The 22,014-nt window shown below is 59.8% G+C and carries 16 protein-coding genes; 12 read left to right on the plus strand and 4 right to left on the minus strand.

Annotation, left to right across the window (positions count from 1 at the left end; translation table 11 throughout):
- Positions 1–17: 17 nt before the first annotated feature.
- On the minus strand, positions 18–1,304 hold the full coding sequence (locus tag MHJ63_RS07640; protein WP_035755757.1) for a M18 family aminopeptidase: 1,287 nt from the start codon (positions 1,302–1,304) through the stop codon (positions 18–20).
- On the minus strand, positions 1,301–2,881 hold the full coding sequence (locus MHJ63_RS07645) for a glycosyltransferase family 87 protein (protein WP_084590394.1): 1,581 nt from the start codon (positions 2,879–2,881) through the stop codon (positions 1,301–1,303). Before MHJ63_RS07645 ends, MHJ63_RS07640 begins: the two co-directional genes overlap by 4 nt.
- Positions 2,882–2,998: 117 nt before the next feature.
- On the opposite strand from MHJ63_RS07645, the gene MHJ63_RS07650 reads away from it, so the two are divergent.
- The 7 genes from MHJ63_RS07650 (at position 2,999) to MHJ63_RS07680 (ending at position 11,845) form a co-directional block, all read left to right on the plus strand.
- Positions 2,999–4,303: an acylneuraminate cytidylyltransferase gene (locus MHJ63_RS07650; protein ID WP_083285463.1), complete on the plus strand. Its 1,305-nt coding sequence runs from the start codon at positions 2,999–3,001 to the stop codon at positions 4,301–4,303.
- 76 nt (positions 4,304–4,379) lie between these two features.
- Positions 4,380–5,291: an N-acetylneuraminate synthase family protein gene (locus MHJ63_RS07655; RefSeq protein WP_035755754.1), complete on the plus strand. Its 912-nt coding sequence runs from the start codon at positions 4,380–4,382 to the stop codon at positions 5,289–5,291.
- A gap of 68 nt (positions 5,292–5,359) precedes the next feature.
- Positions 5,360–6,484, plus strand: coding sequence for a glycosyltransferase family 2 protein (locus tag MHJ63_RS07660; RefSeq protein WP_052048387.1), 1,125 nt, complete (start codon positions 5,360–5,362; stop codon positions 6,482–6,484).
- Positions 6,481–7,983 carry an alpha-2,8-polysialyltransferase family protein gene (locus tag MHJ63_RS07665; RefSeq protein WP_239446844.1) on the plus strand — a complete coding sequence of 501 codons (1,503 nt, stop codon included), beginning with the start codon at positions 6,481–6,483 and terminating at the stop codon, positions 7,981–7,983. Before MHJ63_RS07660 ends, MHJ63_RS07665 begins: the two co-directional genes overlap by 4 nt.
- The gene (locus MHJ63_RS07670) at positions 7,980–9,041 is read left to right on the plus strand and encodes a hypothetical protein (RefSeq protein WP_239446845.1); all 1,062 of its coding nucleotides are present in this window, start codon (positions 7,980–7,982) and stop codon (positions 9,039–9,041) included. Before MHJ63_RS07665 ends, MHJ63_RS07670 begins: the two co-directional genes overlap by 4 nt.
- Complete coding sequence (locus MHJ63_RS07675; protein WP_239446846.1) at positions 9,038–10,546, plus strand: DUF6716 putative glycosyltransferase; 1,509 nt, start codon at positions 9,038–9,040, stop codon at positions 10,544–10,546. The genes MHJ63_RS07670 and MHJ63_RS07675 overlap by 4 nt, the downstream gene beginning before the upstream one ends.
- A 213-nt stretch (positions 10,547–10,759) precedes the next feature.
- The gene (locus MHJ63_RS07680; RefSeq protein ID WP_239446848.1) at positions 10,760–11,845 is read left to right on the plus strand and encodes an inositol-3-phosphate synthase; all 1,086 of its coding nucleotides are present in this window, start codon (positions 10,760–10,762) and stop codon (positions 11,843–11,845) included.
- 97 nt (positions 11,846–11,942) lie between these two features.
- Here the strand turns inward: MHJ63_RS07680 and MHJ63_RS07685 are convergent, their stop codons facing one another.
- Complete coding sequence (locus MHJ63_RS07685) at positions 11,943–13,355, minus strand: CCA tRNA nucleotidyltransferase (protein WP_239446850.1); 1,413 nt, start codon at positions 13,353–13,355, stop codon at positions 11,943–11,945.
- Positions 13,356–13,468: 113 nt separating this feature from the next.
- Here MHJ63_RS07685 and MHJ63_RS07690 point away from each other — a divergent pair, with 113 nt between their 5' ends.
- The 5 genes from MHJ63_RS07690 to trxA all read left to right on the plus strand — a co-directional run bounded on the left by MHJ63_RS07690 (position 13,469) and on the right by trxA (position 19,457).
- Positions 13,469–14,020: an NUDIX hydrolase gene (locus tag MHJ63_RS07690; protein ID WP_239446852.1), complete on the plus strand. Its 552-nt coding sequence runs from the start codon at positions 13,469–13,471 to the stop codon at positions 14,018–14,020.
- Entirely contained in the window at positions 14,010–15,731 is a 1,722-nt protein-coding gene (gene murJ / locus MHJ63_RS07695; protein WP_239446853.1) for a murein biosynthesis integral membrane protein MurJ, read from the plus strand. The genes MHJ63_RS07690 and murJ overlap by 11 nt, the downstream gene beginning before the upstream one ends.
- Before the next feature lie 119 nt (positions 15,732–15,850).
- Positions 15,851–17,737, plus strand: coding sequence for a hypothetical protein (locus MHJ63_RS07700; protein WP_239446854.1), 1,887 nt, complete (start codon positions 15,851–15,853; stop codon positions 17,735–17,737).
- 291 nt (positions 17,738–18,028) lie between these two features.
- Positions 18,029–18,973, plus strand: coding sequence for a thioredoxin-disulfide reductase (trxB, locus tag MHJ63_RS07705; protein WP_035755745.1), 945 nt, complete (start codon positions 18,029–18,031; stop codon positions 18,971–18,973).
- A gap of 160 nt (positions 18,974–19,133) precedes the next feature.
- Positions 19,134–19,457 carry a thioredoxin gene (trxA, locus tag MHJ63_RS07710; protein ID WP_035755743.1) on the plus strand — a complete coding sequence of 108 codons (324 nt, stop codon included), beginning with the start codon at positions 19,134–19,136 and terminating at the stop codon, positions 19,455–19,457.
- A gap of 1,586 nt (positions 19,458–21,043) precedes the next feature.
- Here the strand turns inward: trxA and MHJ63_RS07715 are convergent.
- Positions 21,044–22,014: ParB/RepB/Spo0J family partition protein (locus tag MHJ63_RS07715; protein ID WP_239446856.1), on the minus strand; the 971-nt coding region annotated here is incomplete at its 5' end.

Consider the following 22,014-nt stretch of genomic DNA (forward strand, 5'->3'; position numbering starts at 1 on the left):
AGCGCAAGTGAACTAAGTTATGCGGTATAGAAAACCTTCGCAACCTTATATAGGTCGTGAAGATCGCTCACGCCTGCAAGCTCGCGGGCCGAATGCATCGACAGAATCGGGATACCCACATCCACGGTGCGAATCCCTAGGCGGGTCGCCGCGATCGGGCCGATCGTGGAACCGCACGGGATGTTGTTATTCGAGACGAACTCCTGGCTCTCAACCCCAGCCTCGCGGCACCAGCTAGCCCACGCTGCAGCACCGAGCGCATCAGTCGCATAACGCTGATTAGCGTTGATCTTCAAGATCGGGCCAGACCCCAGAAGTGGCTTGACCACCGGATCATGATGCCCCGCATAATTCGGGTGGATCGAATGCCCCACATCCGATGACACATGCCAGGATTCTGCGTACGCCCGCGCCTGATCCACAGCGGATGCACCCAAACCCGCATAAATACGGTTCAAAACATCCTCAAGGAACGGGCCAGCAGCACCCGAACGGGACGCCGAACCCAGCTCCTCGTGGTCAAAAGCCGCGAACATCGCAATCCGCTGAGCATCCTGGCCCACACCTGCATCCGCTACCTCACCGAGGGCAACGCAACCGGCGTGAACGGAAGCCAAGTTATCCAGGCGGCCCGCCGCGAAAAACGCTTTATCCTTGCCGAAAGCCTGACCACGAGCCGAGTCAGCGACCACCGCATCGAACCCATCGATCTGTTCAGGATCAACACCGGCGGACGAGGCGAGCTCGGCCAACAGATCATGCTCAGCAGGCACACCCAGACCCCACACCGGCTGAGTCTGGACCTGCTTATCCAACGCGAGTTTCTCATTCACGCCGCGGTCCAAGTGGATCGCAAGCTGCGGCAAACGCAGCAGCGCGCCCGTATCAGCCAAAACCACAGAACCGTCACGCATCGCCAAGCGGCCCGCCAAGCGCAGTTCACGGTCCAGCCACGAATTCAAAAGCGGGCCACCATAGATCTCAACGCCAGCCTGCAACCAGCCGTGGTTACCCGTGGTCGGCTTCGGTTTGAGCTTGAAGCCCGGGGAATCCGTGTGCCCACCAAAAATATTCGCTGGTGTACACGGGTCCGCATTCGCCGGGACCGTCCACGCGATGACCGCGCCATCACGCACCACCACGAACTTCCCGCTCGGCTGCGCGGGCCACTCATCATGTTCAGCGAGACGCGTGAAACCCTGTTCTTCGAGGCGGCGAGCGCTTTCTTCCGCCGCGTGATAGCTCGAAGGGGACGCGTCAATGAAGTCCGCGAGGTCTTCTACATACGTCAACGCTTCAGTCATGACTCTCCTTGTTCACTCGAAGCCGCGCCGGTTGGGGACGTGCGGGATGCGGATGCATCAGTTGCGGATGCGCGGGCTCTTGTTGGCTCGCTTGTGCCCGTTCTGGCCCGGGACGGCTCGCTTTTGCTTGTACGAGGTTTGGTTCCGGCTTTTCGTCGGCCTTTCGCGGCCCTGGCACCTTGCCGTTGTGGGCTCGCGAACAGACCGCCGAGCGGATCATCCAGCCCGACGCGCCGTACAGGGTCTTCCTCAGGGCGGAGGATGCATCTGATGACGAGGAACATCAGAGCCCCGAGCGAGGCGATGTGGCCCAGGACGGTCATGCTGAAGATCCAGTCTGGGAAGAAGCCGCGCGCTTGATCCGGCTGGGCCATCCCATAGAGGCGCATCCAGATCGCTACAAAGTGGAACACCTCAAACAGTTGCCACAGCAAGAGTGCGCGCCAGCGCGGATACGCAAGGACAGCGAGTGGGACGAGCCACATCACAAACTGCGGCGAGTAGACCTTACCGATCAGCACGAACATCGCCAGGATCAAGAACGAAAGCTGTGCAACGCGCGGCCTATATGGAGCGATGAGCCCCAGCATCAAGACGCCGAGGCACCAGAAGCCAAAGAAGATGATGCCCAGCAGGGAGATCGTATCCGCCGTCAACACAAGATCAGGTGCGCTGCGGCCGATCGTCATGTTCCACAGTTCCCACGTCGAGGAGAAGCCCGCGCCGCGGTCGGAGGAGAACGTATAGAAAACGGCCCACCGTTTCGGGTCAATCAGATAGACCGGCAAGTTGATCACGAGCCAACCGATGCCAGCACCGCCTGCGATCTTGCCGAAAACATGCCAGCGGCGGGTGCGCCACGCCAACGTGAAAAACGCACCCAAAACCAGTAGTGGGAAGAGTTTGACCGCCCCACCTATACCGATCAATATCCCGCCAAGCCACGGATGCTCGCGCGCAACCGCGAACAAGCCAGTGACCATGAGGGCGATCGCCCACATGTCCCAGTTGACGGTCAAGGCGAGGATGATCGCGGGAGACAACGCAACCATCGCGGCATCCCAGATGCGGCGAGAACTCATCTTCGCAACCGCGATAACAACAACCGCCCACAAGACCACCGCGAGGAACGCGTTGATGTCAAAGTAAAGGAGGCTCTGTTGGCGGGGTTCAAGTGAACGCGGCACAAACAGTGAAACGAGTGAGGCGATGATCGCCATGCCCGCCGGGTACTCGAAAGGCTCCTGCCCGGAATCGAACGGCGCGAACGGGGTCTCGTTGAACCCGCGGGCCCCCCACAGTGCCGTCCAGTCCGAATAGCACATACCTATATAGCGGTACGGGTCACCCCAACCGTTGATGCGGCACGTGGTCTTGGTGAAAATCGCAATCACGCCAGCGATCGCGACCAGCACCAACAACACCCGTTCGATGTGCCAGAACCCAGGCGAAACAACCCCCGGAGCGGTTCTGCGCCCCAGCGGACCGCCGATCGCTCCCACCAGGGACTTCACCACGGAGTCATTGCGACTCGGCACCGTTACACGCAACGGCCCCTTCTTAGGTCCTTTACTCATGCCTCTAAGCCTACTTTGAGCTAGTTAATCTGTCGTTCACGCTGGCCGCGATGAGCTTCATTTACAGTTCACGTCGAGCATGAACTCCGGACACATCAAGCCCATACCTTGTCATATGTGACCACAGAAACGACTCCCCCACAGCAAGCCGCTGCACCGCAGGCCACACCGGCCAGTGTAGCCGCGCCAGACTCCCGAAGCGGCGCGACCGTCATCATCCCGGCCCGCGGCGGTTCCAAAGGTGTGCCGTTGAAGAACCTGCGCCCTATCGCAGGCCGTTCACTCGTAGGCCGCGCGATCGATGCCGCACTTGCAGCGGAATCGGTCACCACAGTCTACGTATCTACCGACCACCCAGGCATCGCTGACGAAGCCCGCCGATGCGGAGCCGGAGTCATCGAACGCCCCGCGGCGCTGTCCGGTGACACCGCATCGAGCGAATCCGCTCTGCTGCACGCCCTGGAAATCCTCGAAGCCCGCGGCGAACGCCCAGCCGTGACCGTGCTAGTGCAGTGCACATCGCCGTTCATCCGGCCAGAAGACCTCCAGGCGGCCGTGACCGCGGTAGAGACGAAGTCGGCTGATGTAGCGTTCTCGACCGTCGAAGACCACGGCTTCCTCTGGACCCGCACACCCAACGGCAACGTGACCGCGGTAGGCCACCAGGTCGCCTACCGGCCACGCCGCCAAGACCGTGCGCCTCAGATGCGTGAAACCGGTGCGTTCTACGCGATGAACACTGAAGGGTTCATCGAAACCCGCCACCGTTTCTTCGGAACCCTCACCGCGATCGAGGTTCCAGCGTGGACCGCACCGGAAATCGACACCCTCGATGACCTCGAACACGCGATCCGCATCGCCGAACTACATGAAGCACCCGTCCAAGCGCTCGATGTTGACGCGCTCATCATGGACTTCGACGGCGTCCACACCGATGATTCGGTGACCATAACCCAAGACGGAACCGAATCCGTGAAGGTGTCCCGCTCTGACGGCATGGGCATCAAGATGCTGCGCCAAGCGGGCATCCCGATGGTCATCGTCTCCACCGAAACCAACCCTGTAGTGACAGCCCGGGGCAAGAAGCTCAAGGTCGAAGTCATGCAGGGCGTGGAACACAAAGCCGAAGCCGTATCCACGTGGATCAAAGAACACGGCCTCGACCCGGCCCGGGTCGCGTTCCTCGGCAACGACATCAACGATCTTCCGGCGTTTGCCGAGGTCGGCTGGCCGCTGGCTGTCGCAGACGCTCAGCCGCTGGTGACCCGCGCGGCCCGCATCTCCATCTCCGCGCCCGGCGGACACGGCGCAGTACGCGAAGTATGCGACCGGATTCTGGCGGCACGCAACGAAAACCGCGAAGTCAATGACCCAGCGGGGCTACTGCCACGATCCATCCCCCAACCGGCACATATTGCCTAAACAGTTCAAACGTCCAAACAGTTCAACAACCAAAACTTCAAGCCATAACGGCTCCCTTGTGAAAGGACTCAAAGAAATGACGAAGCACCCAGCTAAGACCGTTCAGATCGGCGAGAAGACCCTCGGCGTAGACCAGCCTGTCTACGTCATCGGTGAAATCGGCATCAACCACAACGGTGACGTCGACATCGCAAAGCAGCTCATCGACGTGGCAGCTGACGCCGGCGCCGATGCAGTGAAGTTCCAGAAGCGCACCCCGGAGATCGCTGTCCCGGAGCACATGCGCAACAAGCCACGCCAGACCCCATGGGGCGAAATGACCTACATGGAGTACAAGCACCGCGTCGAGTTCGGTGAGAAGGAATACAAGGAGCTCATGCAGTACGCGGCAGCGCAGGACCTGCACTGCTTCGCTTCCCCATGGGACGTCCCATCCGTCGAATTCCTCGAAGACTTGGGCGTTGTCACCCACAAGATCGCGTCCGCTTCCGTGACCGATAAGGAGATGTTGCGCGCCCTTCAGCAGACCGGCAAGCCACTGCTGCTCTCGACCGGCATGTCCACCCTGGCTGAGATCGACGAGGCCGTAGCGATCCTCGGAACCGAGAACCTCGTTCTGATGCACTCGTGCTCGACCTACCCGATGCCACCAGAGGAAGCCAACCTCCGCTCGATCACGACCCTCGAAGACCGCTACGGCGTCCCAGTGGGCTACTCGGGCCACGAGGACGGCCTGCAGATCTCCCTGGCGGCTGTCGCTCTAGGCGCTGTGACCGTGGAACGCCACATCACCCTCGACCGCACGATGTGGGGCTCCGACCAGGCCGCTTCCCTTGAGCCACGCGCTTTCGAGCAGCTGGTCACCGACATCCGCATCCTTGAAAAGGCAATGGGTGACGGCCGCAAGCGCGTCATGCCAGGCGAGGCAGCTAAGAAGGATTCGCTGCGCCGCGTGACCGAAGACCCAATGGCAGTCAAGGTCGGCTAAGCGCACATCAACCCAGACCGCGTTTCAACCCAGACCGCGTAGATATTGCAGTAGATATTGGAGGAGCCGTGACTGCTGCCGCAGCACCAACCGAGGCACGCTCGGATCAGCCCGAGCAGATCTCGCTGATTGTGACAACCCACAATCAGAAACACCTGCTACCGGACACGCTCGTCTCCACAACCCGGCAGATGCCTGCCGGTCAAGAAGATCAGCTGCACGTCATCGTGGTCGATGACGGTTCCGAGGAAGACGTAGAGGACGTCATCGATTCGTTCCGTCCGCTGCTTCCGCGTCTGACACTTCTGAGGAACCCGGTTGCGCTCGGCGTCTCTGCCGCCCGCAACCGGGGCCTCGAAGTGGCCCGTGGAACCTATATCGCGTTCCTGGATGGGGACGACTGGCTTGAGCCACTCAGCCTAAGTGTTCGGGCTGAGGCGATGCAGAGGCTCGGCGTGGACTTCATCCGTGTGCCGATGATCGAGGAGAAAAACGGGACACGCACTGTACGCAACTTGCCAACCGGGCGCATCGGGACCGTGGAAAACCCGCGGGACTTCATCATGCCGCCCAACAACAGCACCATTATCGATAACCCGTGGGTCGCTGCCGGAATGTATCACCGCCGTCTCCACGACGTACTCGATGTGATGCGTTTCGACGAAAGCCTCTCGACCGCTGAAGACCGCTTATGGCTGTGGGGCGTGATGCTCGCGGCATCCACGTGCGCTTTCATCGAAGGCCCCACCACGATGTGGCGCCGCGGCCTTGCCACAACCCTCACCCAGGTCGGTGACGAACGTCAGCTGCACTTCGCCCGCGCGTTCGGAAAGATGGCTGACCTGCTCATTAAGGACGCCGAAGGCGAGCGTTTCATGCCGAAGCTCGCCCGCCAGTTCCTGGCGATCACGTGCTTCCAGCTTGAACGTAAGGATCGGTTGAGCAGCGAACTCCAGGAGCAAATGAGAACCGAGATCCGGGCCACTGCAGGCAAATTCGATCGCGAGCTCATCATCCAGACCGTGAAAGAGATGGGCCCTAAACGCCTCAAGCTCCTGGGCCCCGTGCTACCGGAAGTAAAAAAGGAAATTGAGGGCGCAGGTTTCATGGCCGCTTTGCTCTCGTTCCGGCCTTCCGCCTCCCCCGCCTCTGATACCGCCCCCGCTTCTCATATAGCAAAGAGCAACCGATGACTCAGCTTTTCCAGGCTTCAACCCTCTACCAGGTGGCCTCTCTCGCCGCGATGATCGACGCCGGCGCAGTCCCTGAAGACGGCGACCGCGTGCTGTGCGTGGTTGACTCAACCCGCCAACCAGAACTGGTCCCCGGGATCACCGGGGCGACCGGTTTCGAAGAGCTCGCCTCACGCTTTGACCGTGTCATCAACCTCGGCGAATTCATTCGCCCGCTGCGTCCGCACCAGTTCTCCCCACGCCAAGTAGAGGCGCCGATGTGGCGGAAACTGTTCTGCAAGTATTTCGATCTGCCCCTGACCCAGCCGGGCCACGCATCGGAAATCTCTTTGTGGCTTGAATCCCTCCAGGTCAACCCTGGCCGGGCGCTCGCGACCGTCTTCCACGACGCGCCCATCACCGTCCACGCCGACGGGCTCATGGCCTACGGGCCGCTGCGTGATCCCCTGCCCATCGAGATCGGTTCGCGTTTGAACCGCGTGGTGCACCTGGACATCGTGCCTGGCCTCAAACCGCTCTACGGCGCGGAATGGGGTGCAGCCTCCGATGCGGTGGGGCTTGAACACTTCACTCGCGTGATCGATGCGTGGGCTAACAAGGTTGAACCGTCAGCTGCGTGCGCGAGCATCATGGCCTCGGGTAAACCTGCCGGGCTGATCCTGGGGCAATACCTCAACGAGTTGCGGCTCATCACCGATGAAGAAGAGCACGAACTGACCACCCGCATGGCGCAGGCAGCGCTCGATGCCGGCGCAGAGGTCATCGCGTTCAAACCGCACCCATCGGCCTCCTACACTTCACGCATCGTGACCCGGGAAGTCGTGGAATCCCTCGGCCTCGAATACGTCGAGATCACCGATACCGTGCCGGCAGAAATCGTCGCCACCTGGATCAAACCAGTCGTGGCGGTCTCGATCTTCTCGACCGCACTAGCAACACTGCGCTACGGCTACAACATCCCCGCGGTAGCGGTAGGGGCCGAGGATGTGATCCACAACCTCAACCCGTACCCGAACTCCAACCGCGTACCCGTCATGCTTGCTGACGCGCTGTTCCACCGCGGCATCCCAGCACCAGCGGACGACCCTTCCAAGGAAGGCCGCCTCCAGGCACTTCTGAACACGGTCGCTTACACGATGCAGCCCGAGCGGATGAAGGCCCTCTACCCAGAGGCGTTCGAGTTCTGCACCTCAGACCCCGAGCTGCGAAAGCTCTACCTGCGTAAAACCCGGCTGTATCAGCTCAACCTCATGAAAACCAACCCGACCAACACCTACGAGCGCCTCGTAGGTCACCTCGGTAACGCGATGGGGGCCAAAAACTTCAACGCCCTCAAGAACAAGGTTCAGACCTCCAAACTGCTGAAGGTTCCATCCAAGGCGGCCGTCAAAGCCCTCTCCGCGCTGGGTAACCGGAACGCACAGGGTAACCGAAAAACACAGGGCAACCAGACAGCACAGGGTAACCGGAAACCGCCAGGCCACCAGAAACAACAATGAAAAACTCACGCAAGCCCCGGTCACCGCGCGCGGCTCGCGCCCAACAGGAAACACCTCGCCCCAGGCTCGGCACGAGCGAAATCTGGGTTGAATCCCCGCTCCAGCTGCTCAGCGCCATCGAAGCTCACGCGGCCGGCCTCACCGGAACCTCAACCACCGTGCGCATCCGCCCTGGTATTCCAGGCATCGAGAAAACGGTCGAGGTCCTCAACCGGCACGTACCCGAAGGCGTCACCATCAGCGCCGAAGGCCAAGACATCACCCCCATCGGCTCAACCCCCATGAACCGGTGGGGTGCCGGGGATATGCTCTCCGGGCGAGTCCAAAGAGCGATGCTGGGCCCACTCGGCGAGCGTGAAATCATCATCGTCGATGACGGCCTCGCCACGCTCGCGTTCCTCGACAAACTCACCGACCCTAAGCCCACGCCGCTCGTGCGAGACCGAGGTAAGAAAACCATCGGGCGCCTCGCCCTCGGGCTCACGGCGTGGCACCGGCTCCGGTGGGCCGCCAAAAACAACCGCGTACTGCTCATCACCGCGCTACCGCTCGTACCGGAGCTCTCGCAGCGGCTCACCAACATCGGCGTACGCGTTGAACACCATGCTTTCGAATGGGCCAGGAGCCAGCCTGCAGAAGAGACCTTCTGCGAACAAACCATGCTGATCGGTTCAGCGCTCGCCTATGACGGCCTCATCGGTGCCGAACCCTACATCGACTGGATCACCCAACTAGCCGCCGACACCCCGTTGGCCTACTTCCCGCACCGGCGAGAAAAAGGCGAACTGCTCGAGAAGATCCGCGCGATCCCGGGCGTCAACGTCCAAGACGTCACAACCCCGGTAGAACTGCGGCTCAGCGGTTTACGCCCCCTCCAACGCGTCATATCCCTGCCCTCAACCGCGGTGACTTCGCTACGCATCCTGCTGGCCGGGCGCGGCATCGACGTGACATATAAACGCATCCCAGACTCGTGGTGGACCTCGCAGGCGACACCAGCACTCAGGCAACACCTTCTTTCATCCGTCTCACTCAAACAAGGTAAGGAAAAAACATGACGGTTAGGACCATCGCGGCCATCGCAGACTCCGACTCATACCTCAAATACGCCGTCCATTTCCTTGACCAGCTCAAAGACTGGCGGCGCCAAGTAGTGGTCGTGCGCTCACACGTGATCCCGACCTCCGTACAAACCCGTGCGGCACTAGCCGGAACGTTCCTCGAAGGCCGGCCGCCCGCCGTCGTACCGGTGCGCAAGCTCTCCACCAACCTCAACCCGATGCCGGACGTGGTGCTAGTTGCCGCTACCGGGCCGATCGCCCGCGAAGTACTCATCCACTTCGCATCCCTCAAAAACCGCCCGGCACTGATCACCGCGCTACCAGGCATCGCTTTCCCGGCAACCTCGCGCGCGCTAGGCTTCCGTGAACTCTCCGACACGTTCATGGTCCACTCCCTCGCAGAAGCCGACGCGTTCGCGATCCTCGGTGAGAAGATGAGCCTCGACGGGATCACCCCGCGCGCAGTCCTCCCGAACGGTAGCTTCGACAGCGGATTCGCTAGCCACAGCAGCTTTGGCGGCAATGGCTTCGGTGGCGGGACCTACGATGGCGGGGCCTACGATGCCGGGGCCGCCGGTAACGCTGAGGCCGACGAGGACGCGGAGGCTGTGGAGGAGGCCGGCTTGGACCCTGAACGCCCAGCGATCGACGAGCCAGACCCAGCCGACGCGCCAGAAATCGTCAAAGCGGCTCAAGAGCAAGGCCACGCCCCCACCCCGCCGCTCGAGGAAGAGAATATCCTTCCGCCGAGCTTCGCAGTCGGCAGGCTCCCGATGCTCAGCCACCACGAGCCGCCCGAGCCAGACATGACCAGCGTCAACCGCATCGTCTTCGCGCCACAAGCGAAAATGCCATTCAAGCAATTCCAGCGCCTCGAAATCCTCAAAGCCCTGGCAGAAACCAAGCGCAAACATCCTGAGGTTGAGGTTATCGTCAAGCTACGTGCGTTGCGTGGGGAACCGCAGACCCACATCGAACGCTTCCCTTACGACTACCTGTGGGAGAACTACTGCGCCGAAACCGGCGAAGACCAGAGCCTGCTGGACTTCCAGACCGGTTCACTCGCCGAACGCCTCACGCCAGGTTCGGCACTCGTGACCGTGTCTTCGACCGCAGCGGTCGAGGCGATCGACCGCGGGCTGCGGGTCGGGATCATCTCCGACTTCGGAGTCACCAAGAAGCTACTCAACGCGATGTTCAGCGAATCCGGCCTCCTCATGACACTCGAGGAAATGCAGGACCTCAACATCCCGCACGCCAACCAACAGTGGCTGCGCCGCAACTACTTCCACACCCCGGAAGACGTCAAGGCCGCACACCGCCGCGACATGGAACACGAACTCGCAGCACTAGCCGATGCGGCACGCAAGGGCTACCTCGACGTCTCAGCAGCCGCGATGGCCCGCGCCCGCACCCGCGCATGGCGCGCACGCCTGAAAACCGCCCTGCCAGCACCGGTGTGGAAAGCGGCACGCAACGTACGCAACGCCGTCCGCGCATAGCCGCTCCAGCACTCGCGCTCAATACGGCTCACGCGTGTGCGGGATGCCGCACACGCGCGAGCCGCGTTGCCCGGCGACATGTTGCCCCTGTGACATCGTGTTGCACCCTGTGACATAGACGAACTTTGCGCGGGCCATGAACTAAACTGAGCGCAGATCTCAAGTGCCGCTTTCGCGGTGCCTTTATTCTCTATTTCCAAGGAGACGGTTTCCGTGTCGGATAACGCAATCCGCGTCGCTATCGTGGGCGTCGGCAATTGTGCGACCTCGCTCGTGCAAGGCGTTGAATACTACAAAGACGCCGCAGTAGACCAGACCATCCCGGGTCTGATGCACGTGCAGTTCGGCGACTACCACGTCAACGATGTGAACTTCGTTGCGGCATTCGATGTTGACGCCAAGAAAGTTGGGCTCGACCTCGCCGATGCGATTCAAGCATCCGAAAACAACACGATCAAACTCTGCGACGTCCCGAAAACCGGTGTGACGGTCCAGCGCGGCCACACCCTCGACGGCCTCGGCAAGTACTACCGCGAGACCATCGAAGAGTCCACCGAACAACCAGTTGATGTCGTCGCGGCTCTCAAAGAAGCCGACGTTGACGTTTTGGTCTCCTATCTGCCTGTCGGCTCCGAGGAAGCGAATAAGTTCTACGCCCAGTGCGCGATTGACGCCCGCGTCGCGTTCGTCAACGCGCTCCCAGTGTTCATCGCCGGAACCACCGAATGGGCCGAGAAGTTCCGTGAAGCCGGCGTGCCCATCGTCGGTGACGACATCAAGTCCCAGATCGGCGCAACCATCACGCACCGCGTCATGGCCAAGCTCTTCGAAGACCGCGGCGTGATCCTTGACCGCACCTACCAGCTCAACGTGGGCGGCAACATGGACTTCAAGAACATGCTCGAGCGTGAACGCCTCGAATCCAAGAAGATCTCCAAGACCCAGGCCGTCACCTCGAACACGTCCGCGAAGCTCGCCGAACGCGACGTTCACATCGGCCCATCCGACTATGTTGGCTGGCTCGATGACCGCAAGTGGGCTTTCGTACGCCTCGAAGGCCGCAACTTCGGCGACGCCCCGGTCTCGCTCGAATACAAGCTCGAAGTGTGGGACTCCCCTAACTCCGCTGGTGTCATCATCGACGCGATCCGCGCCGCGAAGATCGGCCTGGACCGCGGCATCGGCGGCCCGCTGCTTTCGGCTTCCTCCTACTTCATGAAGTCGCCTCCAGTGCAGGTCAACGACGAACAAGCACACGCCGACGTCGAAGCCTTCATCCGCGGCGAAAAAGACTCCTAAACTTCAAGCCTGAACCCCAAGGCAACAGCCGACGGGAAGAACGATGCGGGGCGCCACCAACAGTTGGTGGCGCCCCGCATCGCTGTAAGTAGTTGGCCTAGGCGTCCTGTTCAGCCCACCACTCGAGCAGCTCTAGTTTCGCTTGCTCCTCTGAAACCGGCCCGCGGTCCAGGCGCCTCTCAAGCAAGAACTTATAGGCCCGCCCCACAACAGGGCCCGGCTTGATGTCTAGGATCTCCATGATCTGCTGCCCATTCAGGTCCGGGCGGATCGCATCCAACGCCTCCTGCTCGGCAAGCTCCTCGATGCGGCGCTCAAGATCGTCATAAGCATGCTCAAGCCGTTCAGCCTTACGCCGATTCTGCGTCGTCACATCAGAACGGGTCAGTAAATGCAGGCGGCTCAAAACATCACCGGCATCATTCACGTAACGGCGCACCGCAGAATCCGACCACGCGACATCCGCATAACCATAAAAACGCATGTGCAACTCAACCAGCCGCACCACGGCCTTGATCGTCGCATTGTCATAACGCAACGCACGCAAACGCTTACGCGCCATCTTCGCGCCCACAACCTCATGGTTACGGAAACTCACCGCACCGTTCTCGAACCGGCGCGTAGCCGGCTTACCGATATCGTGCAGAAGTGCCGCCAAACGCAACACCAAGTCAGGGCCAGGCACCGCATCGTCAGCAGACGTGCCCTCATGCTCGATCGCTTGCCGCAAAACAGTCAACGAATGCTGATACACATCCTTATGGTGATGATTCGCATCCGTCGCCATCTGCAACGCAGGCAACTCAGGGAGCACATAGTCAGCCAAACCCGTTGTCACCATCACATGCAACCCCGAGGCCGGATCAGAACCCAACATCAACTTATTCAGCTCGTCCCGAACCCGCTCAGCAGAGACAATCTCCAGACGTGACGCCATCTGCTGCATCGCCGAACGCTCCGGCCCAGCCAACTCAAAACCCAGCTGAGACACGAAACGGGCGCCCCGCATCATCCGCAAAGGATCATCCGAAAACGAAATCTCCGGACCAGACGGCGTACGCAAAACCCCGGCCTCGACATCCGCGCGCCCACCAAACGGATCCACCAACTCACCTGCAGGCAACCGCAACGCCATCGCATTCACCGTGAAATCACGGCGAGCCAAATCATCCTCGAGCTTCTCACCAAACCGCACATGCGGCTTACGCGAACCCGCATCGTAGACATCAGCCCTATACGTAGTGATCTCAATATCCTCACCACGCTTACGCAAAGCGATCGTGCCGAACTCACGGCCCACATCCCACGTCGCCTCAGCCCAACCACGCACCACATCCAGAATCTGATCCGGAGTCGCGTTCGTCGTAAAATCCAAGTCAGGTGCCGCCCGCCCCAAAAACAGGTCACGCACCGGCCCACCAACCAGCGCCAACTCAAAACCGGCAGCAATAAACCGCTCACCCAACTCAAGGGCAAGCGCCGGCAACTGCACATCACGTAGCTGAATCACGCTCCTTATCTTTCCAGATATCGCGGAAAGAACCCGAGCCGAGCCAGCCAAAATTACCTCTAAACGGCACGGCACCCTGAGAGCCTCAAGCTGTATTAGCTAAAGTGTCCGATATGAGTGAGCACGTTCCGAACCCACAGCGCCGCACGCCGTTGACGGCTGCTTTGGCGTGGGAACGTACCCGCACACTGCGGGCATCACAGCGTTTATCCCCCTCAACACCAACAGTTGAAGAGGTATCCGCAGGCGGAATCGTCATCGATCCCGACTCCCCTGACCTGCGCGTAGCCATCATTGCGCGCTACAACCGCGCAGGCCGCCTCGAATGGTGTCTACCTAAAGGACACCCAGAAGGCCAAGAAACACACGAACAAGCCGCAGTACGCGAAATCGCTGAAGAAACCGGCATCCAAGGGCAAATCCTCGTGCCCCTCGGATCCATCGACTACTGGTTCATGGTCCCCCAATACAGGGTCCACAAAACCGTTCACCACTTCCTTCTTATAGCAACCGGTGGCGAACTCACCATCGAAAACGACCCAGACCATGAGGCTGTTGACGTGGACTGGGTCCCCCTAGTCGAGCTCCCGCGCCGACTCACCTTCCTCAACGAACGCAGAATCGCCGAAATGGCCCGAGAGGTAATCGAGACGCATGAGCTCTGAGAGCACTAACGCCTCCGCACAGTCCAAGACCCCCGACCTCGGAAACGAAACAAGCGCAGGCGCATCCAATCGCCGAGGCAAAGCAGTCGCCCTCATGGCCTCCGGTACCCTCATCTCCCGGGTACTCGGATTCATGCGCACCGCGATGCTCGCCATCGCGATCGGCTCAACAACCCACGTGGCAGACATCTTCGAGAAATCGAATACGATGCCCACGATCATCTTCATGCTGCTGGCAGGCGGCGTTTTCAACGTCATCCTCGTGCCGCAGCTGATCAAAGCGTCAAAGAACGCTGACCGCGGCAGCGAATACACATCCAAGCTACTGACGCTCACGATCCTCGTGATGGCTACGTTCACCGCAGTCTTGACCGCTAGCGCCCACACACTCACAAGAATCTTGTCCTCCGGGTGGTCAGAGGCCATGATCGCGCTCGGAACCGTATTCACCTATTGGTGCATGCCGCAGGTCTTCTTCTACGGGGTATACGCCGTTGTGGGCCAGGTCTTGAACGCCCACCACCGCTTCGGCGCCTACATGTGGGCACCTGTGGCTAACAACGTCATCCAGGTCGCCTCATTAGCGATCTACATATTCTTCTTCGGCGCCTATACCGGCCGTTCTGATCTGTACTTCGCCAACTGGACCACCCACCAGACCGTGGTGCTTGCCGGTGGCGCAACCCTGGGCGTGGCAGCGCAAGCGCTCATATTGTTCTGGCCATTGAAAAAGCTCGGGCTCAACCTACGTCCTGACTTCCGTTTCCGCGGAATGGGCCTGCGTAAAGTCGGCCAGATGGCCGCCTGGACTCTGTTAGCGATGGCGCTTGGCAACATCGTCAACCTCTACACCGGTAAGGTCGTCTCCGGCGCAACCGCGGTCCGTGAAGGCAACCCGTCCATCCCGGGTGAAACCGCGTTCAACCAGGCCCAGTTGATTGTGGTTCTCCCCCACAGTCTTTTCGCGCTATCGCTGGCTACCGTGCTGTTCAACGAGTTCAGCAACGCGTTCAGCGAGAAACGCGACAAGGACGTAGGCCACTTGCTTTCGCATGGCCTGAGGACCATCGCCATCCCGATGCTGTTCTCAACGGTCGCTTTGGTCGTTTTGGCTGGTCCGCTTGGAAGGCTTTTCGGCGGTACCAGCGTGCAGTCCGCGGCAGCCGGTTCCGCAACGGCGACGTTGATTCTTTTGATGGCGCTGGGGCTTCCGTGGCAGTCTTATAACTTCTTCCTTATGCGCGTCTTCTATGCAAAAGAAGATACTTTTACCCCGATGTTGTTGCAGGTGTTCTACTCAGCGCTGACCCTGGCAGCCGCCATCTTGGTCGCCCACACCGTGCCATGGGAAATCCGCGCACAAGCCCTGTGCATCTCATTCCCCATCGCGCACATCTCACTCACCATCGTCGCCCACCTCACCATCCGCAAGAAATACGGCCACTACGGGGCCGGGCACGTCATGGACCAATACATCAAAATCGGGTGGTGCGCCGTCGGCTCCGGCCTCATCGGAGCAACACTGGCCTACAGCTTCGGCGCCTACGACTACGGGTGGGCCTGGAGCGGCTACCTGCCGGCCATCGCCACCATCTGCATGACCGGCATCGTGATGCTCGCCGCCTACCTCGGTATCCTCAAACTGGCACGCATCCCAGAACTCGACGACTTCCTCGCCCCTGTTTTGCGCAAACTCAAGGTTTCGCGCTAACACATCCGCAGGAACTTCCCCGGTAGCATGAACAATAGAAACAGTTTCCAACACAAACGCACCAGCCGCACCGCACACCAACCAGGACCGGCAAGGCTGGTCGAGTTCGAGGAGTAAACGTGTCGGAAGAGATCGACAGCGGCACCGTATTAGGCGGGCGCTATCAGGTTGGCGAGCTCATCGTCGCGACCGAAGAAGGCGACCGCGTGTACGCAGGCACCGACCAAGTCCTCAACCGCGCCGTCTCCATCCTCACTGCGGCACCGCATAACGCGACCCGACTCGCCGTAGCCGCCCGCGAAATCGCGATCGAAACCCGGCCCTCCCCGGTGAAGGTCCTCGACCTCGGCATCAGTCAGTCCACTACCTACCTCATCGCCGCTGACGCTGAAGCGGCAGACATGCTTGACCTGGTCATCGAGAACGGCACTCCCTACGTTGAACCGTTCATGACCGACACACTCGGTTCCGAGATCTTCGGCGAATCCCGCTCCTACGAACCACAGGTCTACGACGACGACGCCGAATACTACGAAGAACTCGCCCACGAACAAGCCCGCAAACCGTTGTTCTCAGGTTTCGCCGGCCGATTCCGCAACCGCCGCAACAGGAATCAGGAAGTCTACGACGACTCCTGGGACACCGATGATGAGAGCAATGACGAGCAGGGTTCCGGCGCCTGGGCAGCAGGTTTCGGCGCTGGCGCAGCGGCAGGTACCGGGGCAGGTTCTGGCGCCAGCAGTGGCGCCGGGGCTGGTACTGGGGCTGGCAGTGGCAGTGGCGCCGGCGCCGGCGCCGGCGCCGGGGCTGGAGCGCACCATCCAGCGATCAGCGACCCACACGAGACTCAGCCCGAGAACCTAGGCTCCTCGGAGCTTCCACCTGTTGAGCCATCGTCTGCCGGTGCTTCTGATTCTTACCAGAGCGGCCCGATCGCGAGCGTGCCTACCTCAGCCAGCGAGGCTTCCCAGGAGTCCGCACGGAACCGGGACACTGGTCGGGGTACCGGCCGCAGCGGTAGCAGGGGTACTGATGGACGGGGCACTGGCGGGGGCGCAGCCGCGGGTGGTTTCACTGGGTTCGGCGGCTTTGACTTCGCTGATGTCCCGACTGAGATGAACCCCATCGTCACCCCCGGCATGCGTGAAAGCCGTGAGGATGCAGATGCGCGTGCCGCCCGTGAAGCCTCAGAGCGCGATGGCGAGATGCGTCCTGCATCTCGTTTCCCACGCCAGGCGTTCGGTGCCGGAGCTGCTGCGGGTGCTGGCGCGGGCGCAAGCGGCGCGGCCGCTTCCGCAGATGGCACTCAGTCGCAGGCGTTCGAAGATGCTGAACCGGAAGATAGCGGCAACAAGTTGACCCGTGTAATCGTCGGGGGTCTGCTTGGCCTGCTGATGATCGGCGGTGTCGTCTTCGCTGTCGGAAACCTCACCAAAGACAAGGAATCCCCGGCACCTGTTGCTTCTGCTTCTCAGGAGAACAAGAAGAAGCCGGAGAGCTCAGGGGGTTCTGAGTCTCCATCTCCTTCCGAGAAGGAAAAGGAGAAGGAAGTTAAACCGGCTGTTCAGTCCATCAGCCGTCTGGTTCCTGGCGCGCCTGAATTGAATGCGGATACTGACGGCGAGTTGCCGAAGGCGATCGATGGCTCGCTAGCGACGTCCTATCAGACGTACAGCTACACCACGCCGCAGTTCGGTAACTACGCTCAGTCGATGGCTTTGGTTCTGGAGCTTGAAGAGACCGCCTCTGTCAAGCAAGTCAAGCTTGAGGGCTTGAATGGCGTGGGCGGAAACATGCAGATTCTAGTGGGTGACACGGAGAACATTTCTGATGCTAAGGAAGCCTATTCAGGCTCGTTCTCTGGCCCGACCCTAGAAGCCGGGCTCGGTAAAGGCGTTGAAGGAAAGTATGTTTTCGTGAACATTACCGAGCTTCCGAAGATCGCTAGCGGTGGTCCTTCTGGACGCCCTTATGGTTTCACTGTCGCAGAGATCAACGTCGAGTAGATGTACCGTTCCGCGACACCGTGGACGCCGTGCTGGACCGCTTTGTAGATTCAGCACATCAGAATGAATAACGCGCCTCAGTGGACTAGCACTGTAGGCGCGTTATTCGTTTCCGCTCTGGAATAGCTCACCAGCGTTTCTTGTTTCTATTAACGAGTGAGCGCAGCTCGTGTTGGCGTTGCATTCTGCCCACGCTGGGCGGTCCTCCTAGGGTTTTGTAGCGTCATGTGCGGCTGCCGGTCAGTACCGTGGGGCCCATGACGGTGGGTCCTCTATGAAAGGCCATGTTAGGTGAGCACTGAAAAGATTCATGATGTGGTGATTGTCGGTTCCGGTCCTGCCGGTTACACGGCAGCGATCTATACCGCCCGCGCTGATCTTAAACCGATCGTTATTGCGAGCTCCGTCGATGCCGGCGGTGAGCTCATGAAGACCACTGAGATCGAGAACTTCCCTGGCTTCCCTGAAGCGATCATGGGTCCTGATCTGATGACGAATATGCAGCAGCAGGCTGAACGCTTTGGCGCTGAAGTTATCTACGATGACGCTACCGCTCTTGAGCTCGATGGCGAGGTCAAGAAGGTTGTGCTCAGTGACGGCACTATCTACCAGGCGCGTTCTGTGATTGTCGCTTCTGGCTCGGCGTATCGTGAGCTTGGGCTGGAGTCGGAGACGCGACTCACCGGTCATGGTGTGAGCTGGTGCGCCACGTGCGATGGTTTCTTCTTCCGTGATCAGGAGATCGTTGTTGTTGGCGGCGGAGATTCTGCCATGGAGGAGGCGCTCTTCCTGACGAAGTTCGCTTCCAAGGTTACGATCGTTCACCGCCGTGATTCGTTCCGTGCCTCGGAGATCATGGCTGATCGGGCACTGAACCATCCTTCCATCGAAGTTCGGTGGAACAGCGAAGTCACAGAGATTCTGGGTGATGACAAGGTTTCAGGTGTTCGTCTACGTGACACGGTGACGGGCGCGGAGAGTGAACTGGACGCATCTGGTGTTTTCATCGCTATTGGTTCCGATCCTCGCGTTTCGTTGGTTGCCGGGCAGCTCGATATCACCGACGAGGGCACTATCGCAGTTGAAGGCCGTACCTCTAAGACCAAGATTCCTGGCGTATTCGCTGCGGGTGATGTTGTGGACCCAACCTATAGGCAAGCCATCACGGCTGCAGGTTCTGGTTGTACCGCAGCCATTGACGTGGAGCACTACTTGGCTTCGCTGAAGGAGAGCTAGGCCGCCCTCCCCCAGAGCTAGGCCCCGCTCTCCCCCCATAGATCTGTACATCGAGTTCCGTACATAGAGATCCGTACACAGTTCCGCAGCCGCCTCGCTGGTAGAGCGTGCGTCTGTCCCGAACCCAACAATCTTTTCCCATCGAGTTTTAGGAGTAGATATGAGCAACGTTATTGATGTAACTGAAGCAGATTTCGAGGAGAAGGTCCTCAAGAATGAGAAGGCCGTTCTGGTGGACTTCTGGGCCGAATGGTGCGGCCCTTGCCGCGCCCTTGGACCGGTTCTCGAGGAGATCCAGGAAGAGAACGGAGAGAAGCTGCAGGTAGTCAAGGTCAACGTTGACGAGAACCAAGGTATCGCCGCGAAGTACGGGATCACCTCGATCCCTGCTGTGTTCGCTTTCAAGGGTGGCCAGCACGTCGCTACCTCTATCGGTGCGAAGCCAAAGGCTCAGCTGCTCGACGCCTTCAAGGAATACATCTAATCGACCGGGCTTGTTTCACATGAAACATGCCCAGCTCGGCCGGTCTTTTGTTCCACGTGAAACACGGCGGATACTAGCTAGCGTTTCACGTGAAACGTAAACATGCACGAGGGAGTCAGTTCCAGTGGGAACTGACTCCCTCATTTCTTATCCACTCGCTTCGCATACGCAATCGCGTTCCTAACCGACCCTCCGTTCCGACCCTTCTGCTCCGGTCTGCTGTTCTGAGTTGTCTGTTCTGAGTCTGCTGTTCGGAGCCTTCTGTTCGGCGTCTGTGTTCTGAGCCTTCTATACTGAGGCATTGAGCCGCCCCGATACTCCGTTCCTTTCCATGTCTCCTACTTGGCCTGCGCGTCGATGGAGAGACCCTGTTGTATGTGCAACGAGCCTGGCTCGTTCGACCGTCGCTTGCAATCACTTGTTTGTGCCTTCTTCAGCTTTCACAGCGTCAACTTGGTCTGGGCACACGGGTACGAGTGCGCACGCATGTGGACGCCCACGAAAGACTGGCAATCAGGACGCGTGAGTGACAGTGCTATCTGCAGACAGGCGCCGGTCCTATTAGCTGATGTAGCCGCCATCTACTGGCCCAGCGTTCCTTCGTCCTGTCTTATCCGGCGCCTCTACCACTCCCCCGCATCGGCCTCGAACGTACCGCTTCTGATATTCCACGCAACCTATGCTCGCCTCGCATAGCGTAACGATGACGCGACTCAGTACATTCTGTTTCGTGCTGACTAACAGTCTTCCTCTGTTGTATCTGCAGCTGATGTGCACTGCCGACGCCACTCATTACTTCTGTCCTGGAAACCAGATTCTGCGTGTTGCTGCGTGGTCCTGCGTCGACGTGGTTGCCAGGAACGGCCGGCACACCTTGCCTCATGAAGAATCTGAACGCTGCCCGACGGACAATCCGCGTCCAATGTTTCACATGAAACAACCACTCCCCTGCTACCGCGTATCTCGGTGGGCGCTCATTTCATACAACGGGATCCACACCGTCTGCAACTACGAAGTCAATGGCACGGATCAATGTGTTGAGGTCATGACCCACTGCAGCAACAATGTGCAGGTCTGAGAAGTGTTTGGTTTCCCGACAGGGTTCACCCGCAACCACCCTGTCCACCCCAGAGATCTCTCATGACACCCTTCCAATCACGTCTCACGACTTCTTCACCCATGTGTCACGACATCGTTCACATCACGGGGCGAGGTGCGAGCCTTCCGTCATTGCATCCCACGTCAAGACACGGGCGGCGGCAAAATGAGCTTGTCCCGGCGGTCAGGAACAACGAATACATCAGTGTGCAGTAGCGGCAACCGGAACAAAACAGCCCTGGGAACACCGGAATCCGCAATACTGCAGAGACGTTCCCTAGCCGTCTTTGCTGACCGCACAACGCGGAACGATGTCCTGAAACATCCACCAAGAAGCGGAAGGCGGAACTACCACATCAATACAGTCACGACACATCACCACTATGGGACACAAAAGGTAGGGCCTGGTTCGGATAGCTTCCGAACCAGGCCCTACCTCGTTTCACGGTCAACACGTCAGTCAAGGACTCACGCGGGCAATACAAGAGCTACTCTCCGAGACCTGTCTCGCCCTTGATGATGCCCATGATGCGGTTGAGGTCATCAACTGAGGCGAAGTCAATTTGCACCTTACCCTTGCGGGCGCCAAGCGTGATCTTGACGTTAGTCTCGAGCCGGTCTTGGAGTTGGTTGGCGAAGAAGTCCAACCGCTCCTGCCTGCGAGGCTCAGCAACCTTCCGACGTTTCTGAGGCTCACCCTGACGTTCAGTAGCCTGAGCGAGCTCTTCAGTCGCACGTACAGAAAGGCCTTCGTTGACTACACGTTGCGCCAGCTTTTCCATATCCTCGGTGCTGCTCAGGGCCAGGATGGCGCGCGCATGACCTGCCGAGAGAACCCCTGCGGCCACACGGCGCTGTACCAACGCTGGCAGGCGTAGCAACCGGATCGTATTGGAGATCTGAGGACGGGAACGACCGATGCGTTCAGACAACTCCTCCTGAGTACACTCAAACTCAGCCATCAACTGCTGATACGCGGCTGCTTCTTCAAGCGGGTTGAGTTGAGACCTGTGAAGGTTTTCGAGCAGGGCGTCCCTGAGCAGGTCAGAGTCATCGGTCTCCCGAATAATGGCAGGGATGACATCGAAACCTGCTTCTTGGGTGGCGCGCCAGCGGCGTTCACCCATCACCAACTCATACCGTGGTCCACCTTCTTCGCGTGAAGGCCGCACGACTACCGGTTGAAGCAGGCCGATCTCTTTGATCGAATGAACTAGCTCAGCGAGTTCTTCTTCGTCGAATACCTGCCGCGGCTGTTTACGGTTCGGGTGAATGTCATCGACGGGAATTTCGCTGAACGTCGCGCCTGGCACTGCAACTAAGTCGTCACCTGCCGTCGCCGTCTCAATGTCGCCGCTACCAGCAGAGCCTCTCGTTCCACGTGAAACACTCTCTTGACTCCGAGTCGAGAGCACGTCTGGTACAGACATTCGTGATCGCGAGTCTCGCCTAGTCTCGT

The organism is Pseudoglutamicibacter albus (genome assembly GCF_022346425.1).
In the GTDB taxonomy this organism is placed as follows: domain Bacteria; phylum Actinomycetota; class Actinomycetes; order Actinomycetales; family Micrococcaceae; genus Pseudoglutamicibacter; species Pseudoglutamicibacter albus.

Excerpts from the sequence above, each read along its gene's own strand:
- trxA (WP_035755743.1), top strand. The coding sequence starts at position 19,134 with ATGAGCAACGTTATTGATGTAACTGAAGCAGATTTCGAGGAGAAGGTC.
- MHJ63_RS07655 (WP_035755754.1), top strand. The coding sequence starts at position 4,380 with ATGACGAAGCACCCAGCTAAGACCGTTCAGATCGGCGAGAAGACCCTC.
- MHJ63_RS07690 (WP_239446852.1), top strand. The coding sequence starts at position 13,469 with ATGAGTGAGCACGTTCCGAACCCACAGCGCCGCACGCCGTTGACGGCT.
- murJ (WP_239446853.1), top strand. The coding sequence starts at position 14,010 with ATGAGCTCTGAGAGCACTAACGCCTCCGCACAGTCCAAGACCCCCGAC.
- MHJ63_RS07670 (WP_239446845.1), top strand. The coding sequence starts at position 7,980 with ATGAAAAACTCACGCAAGCCCCGGTCACCGCGCGCGGCTCGCGCCCAA.
- MHJ63_RS07675 (WP_239446846.1), top strand. The coding sequence starts at position 9,038 with ATGACGGTTAGGACCATCGCGGCCATCGCAGACTCCGACTCATACCTC.
- MHJ63_RS07645 (WP_084590394.1), bottom strand. The coding sequence starts at position 2,881 with ATGAGTAAAGGACCTAAGAAGGGGCCGTTGCGTGTAACGGTGCCGAGT.
- MHJ63_RS07640 (WP_035755757.1), bottom strand. The coding sequence starts at position 1,304 with ATGACTGAAGCGTTGACGTATGTAGAAGACCTCGCGGACTTCATTGAC.
- MHJ63_RS07665 (WP_239446844.1), top strand. The coding sequence starts at position 6,481 with ATGACTCAGCTTTTCCAGGCTTCAACCCTCTACCAGGTGGCCTCTCTC.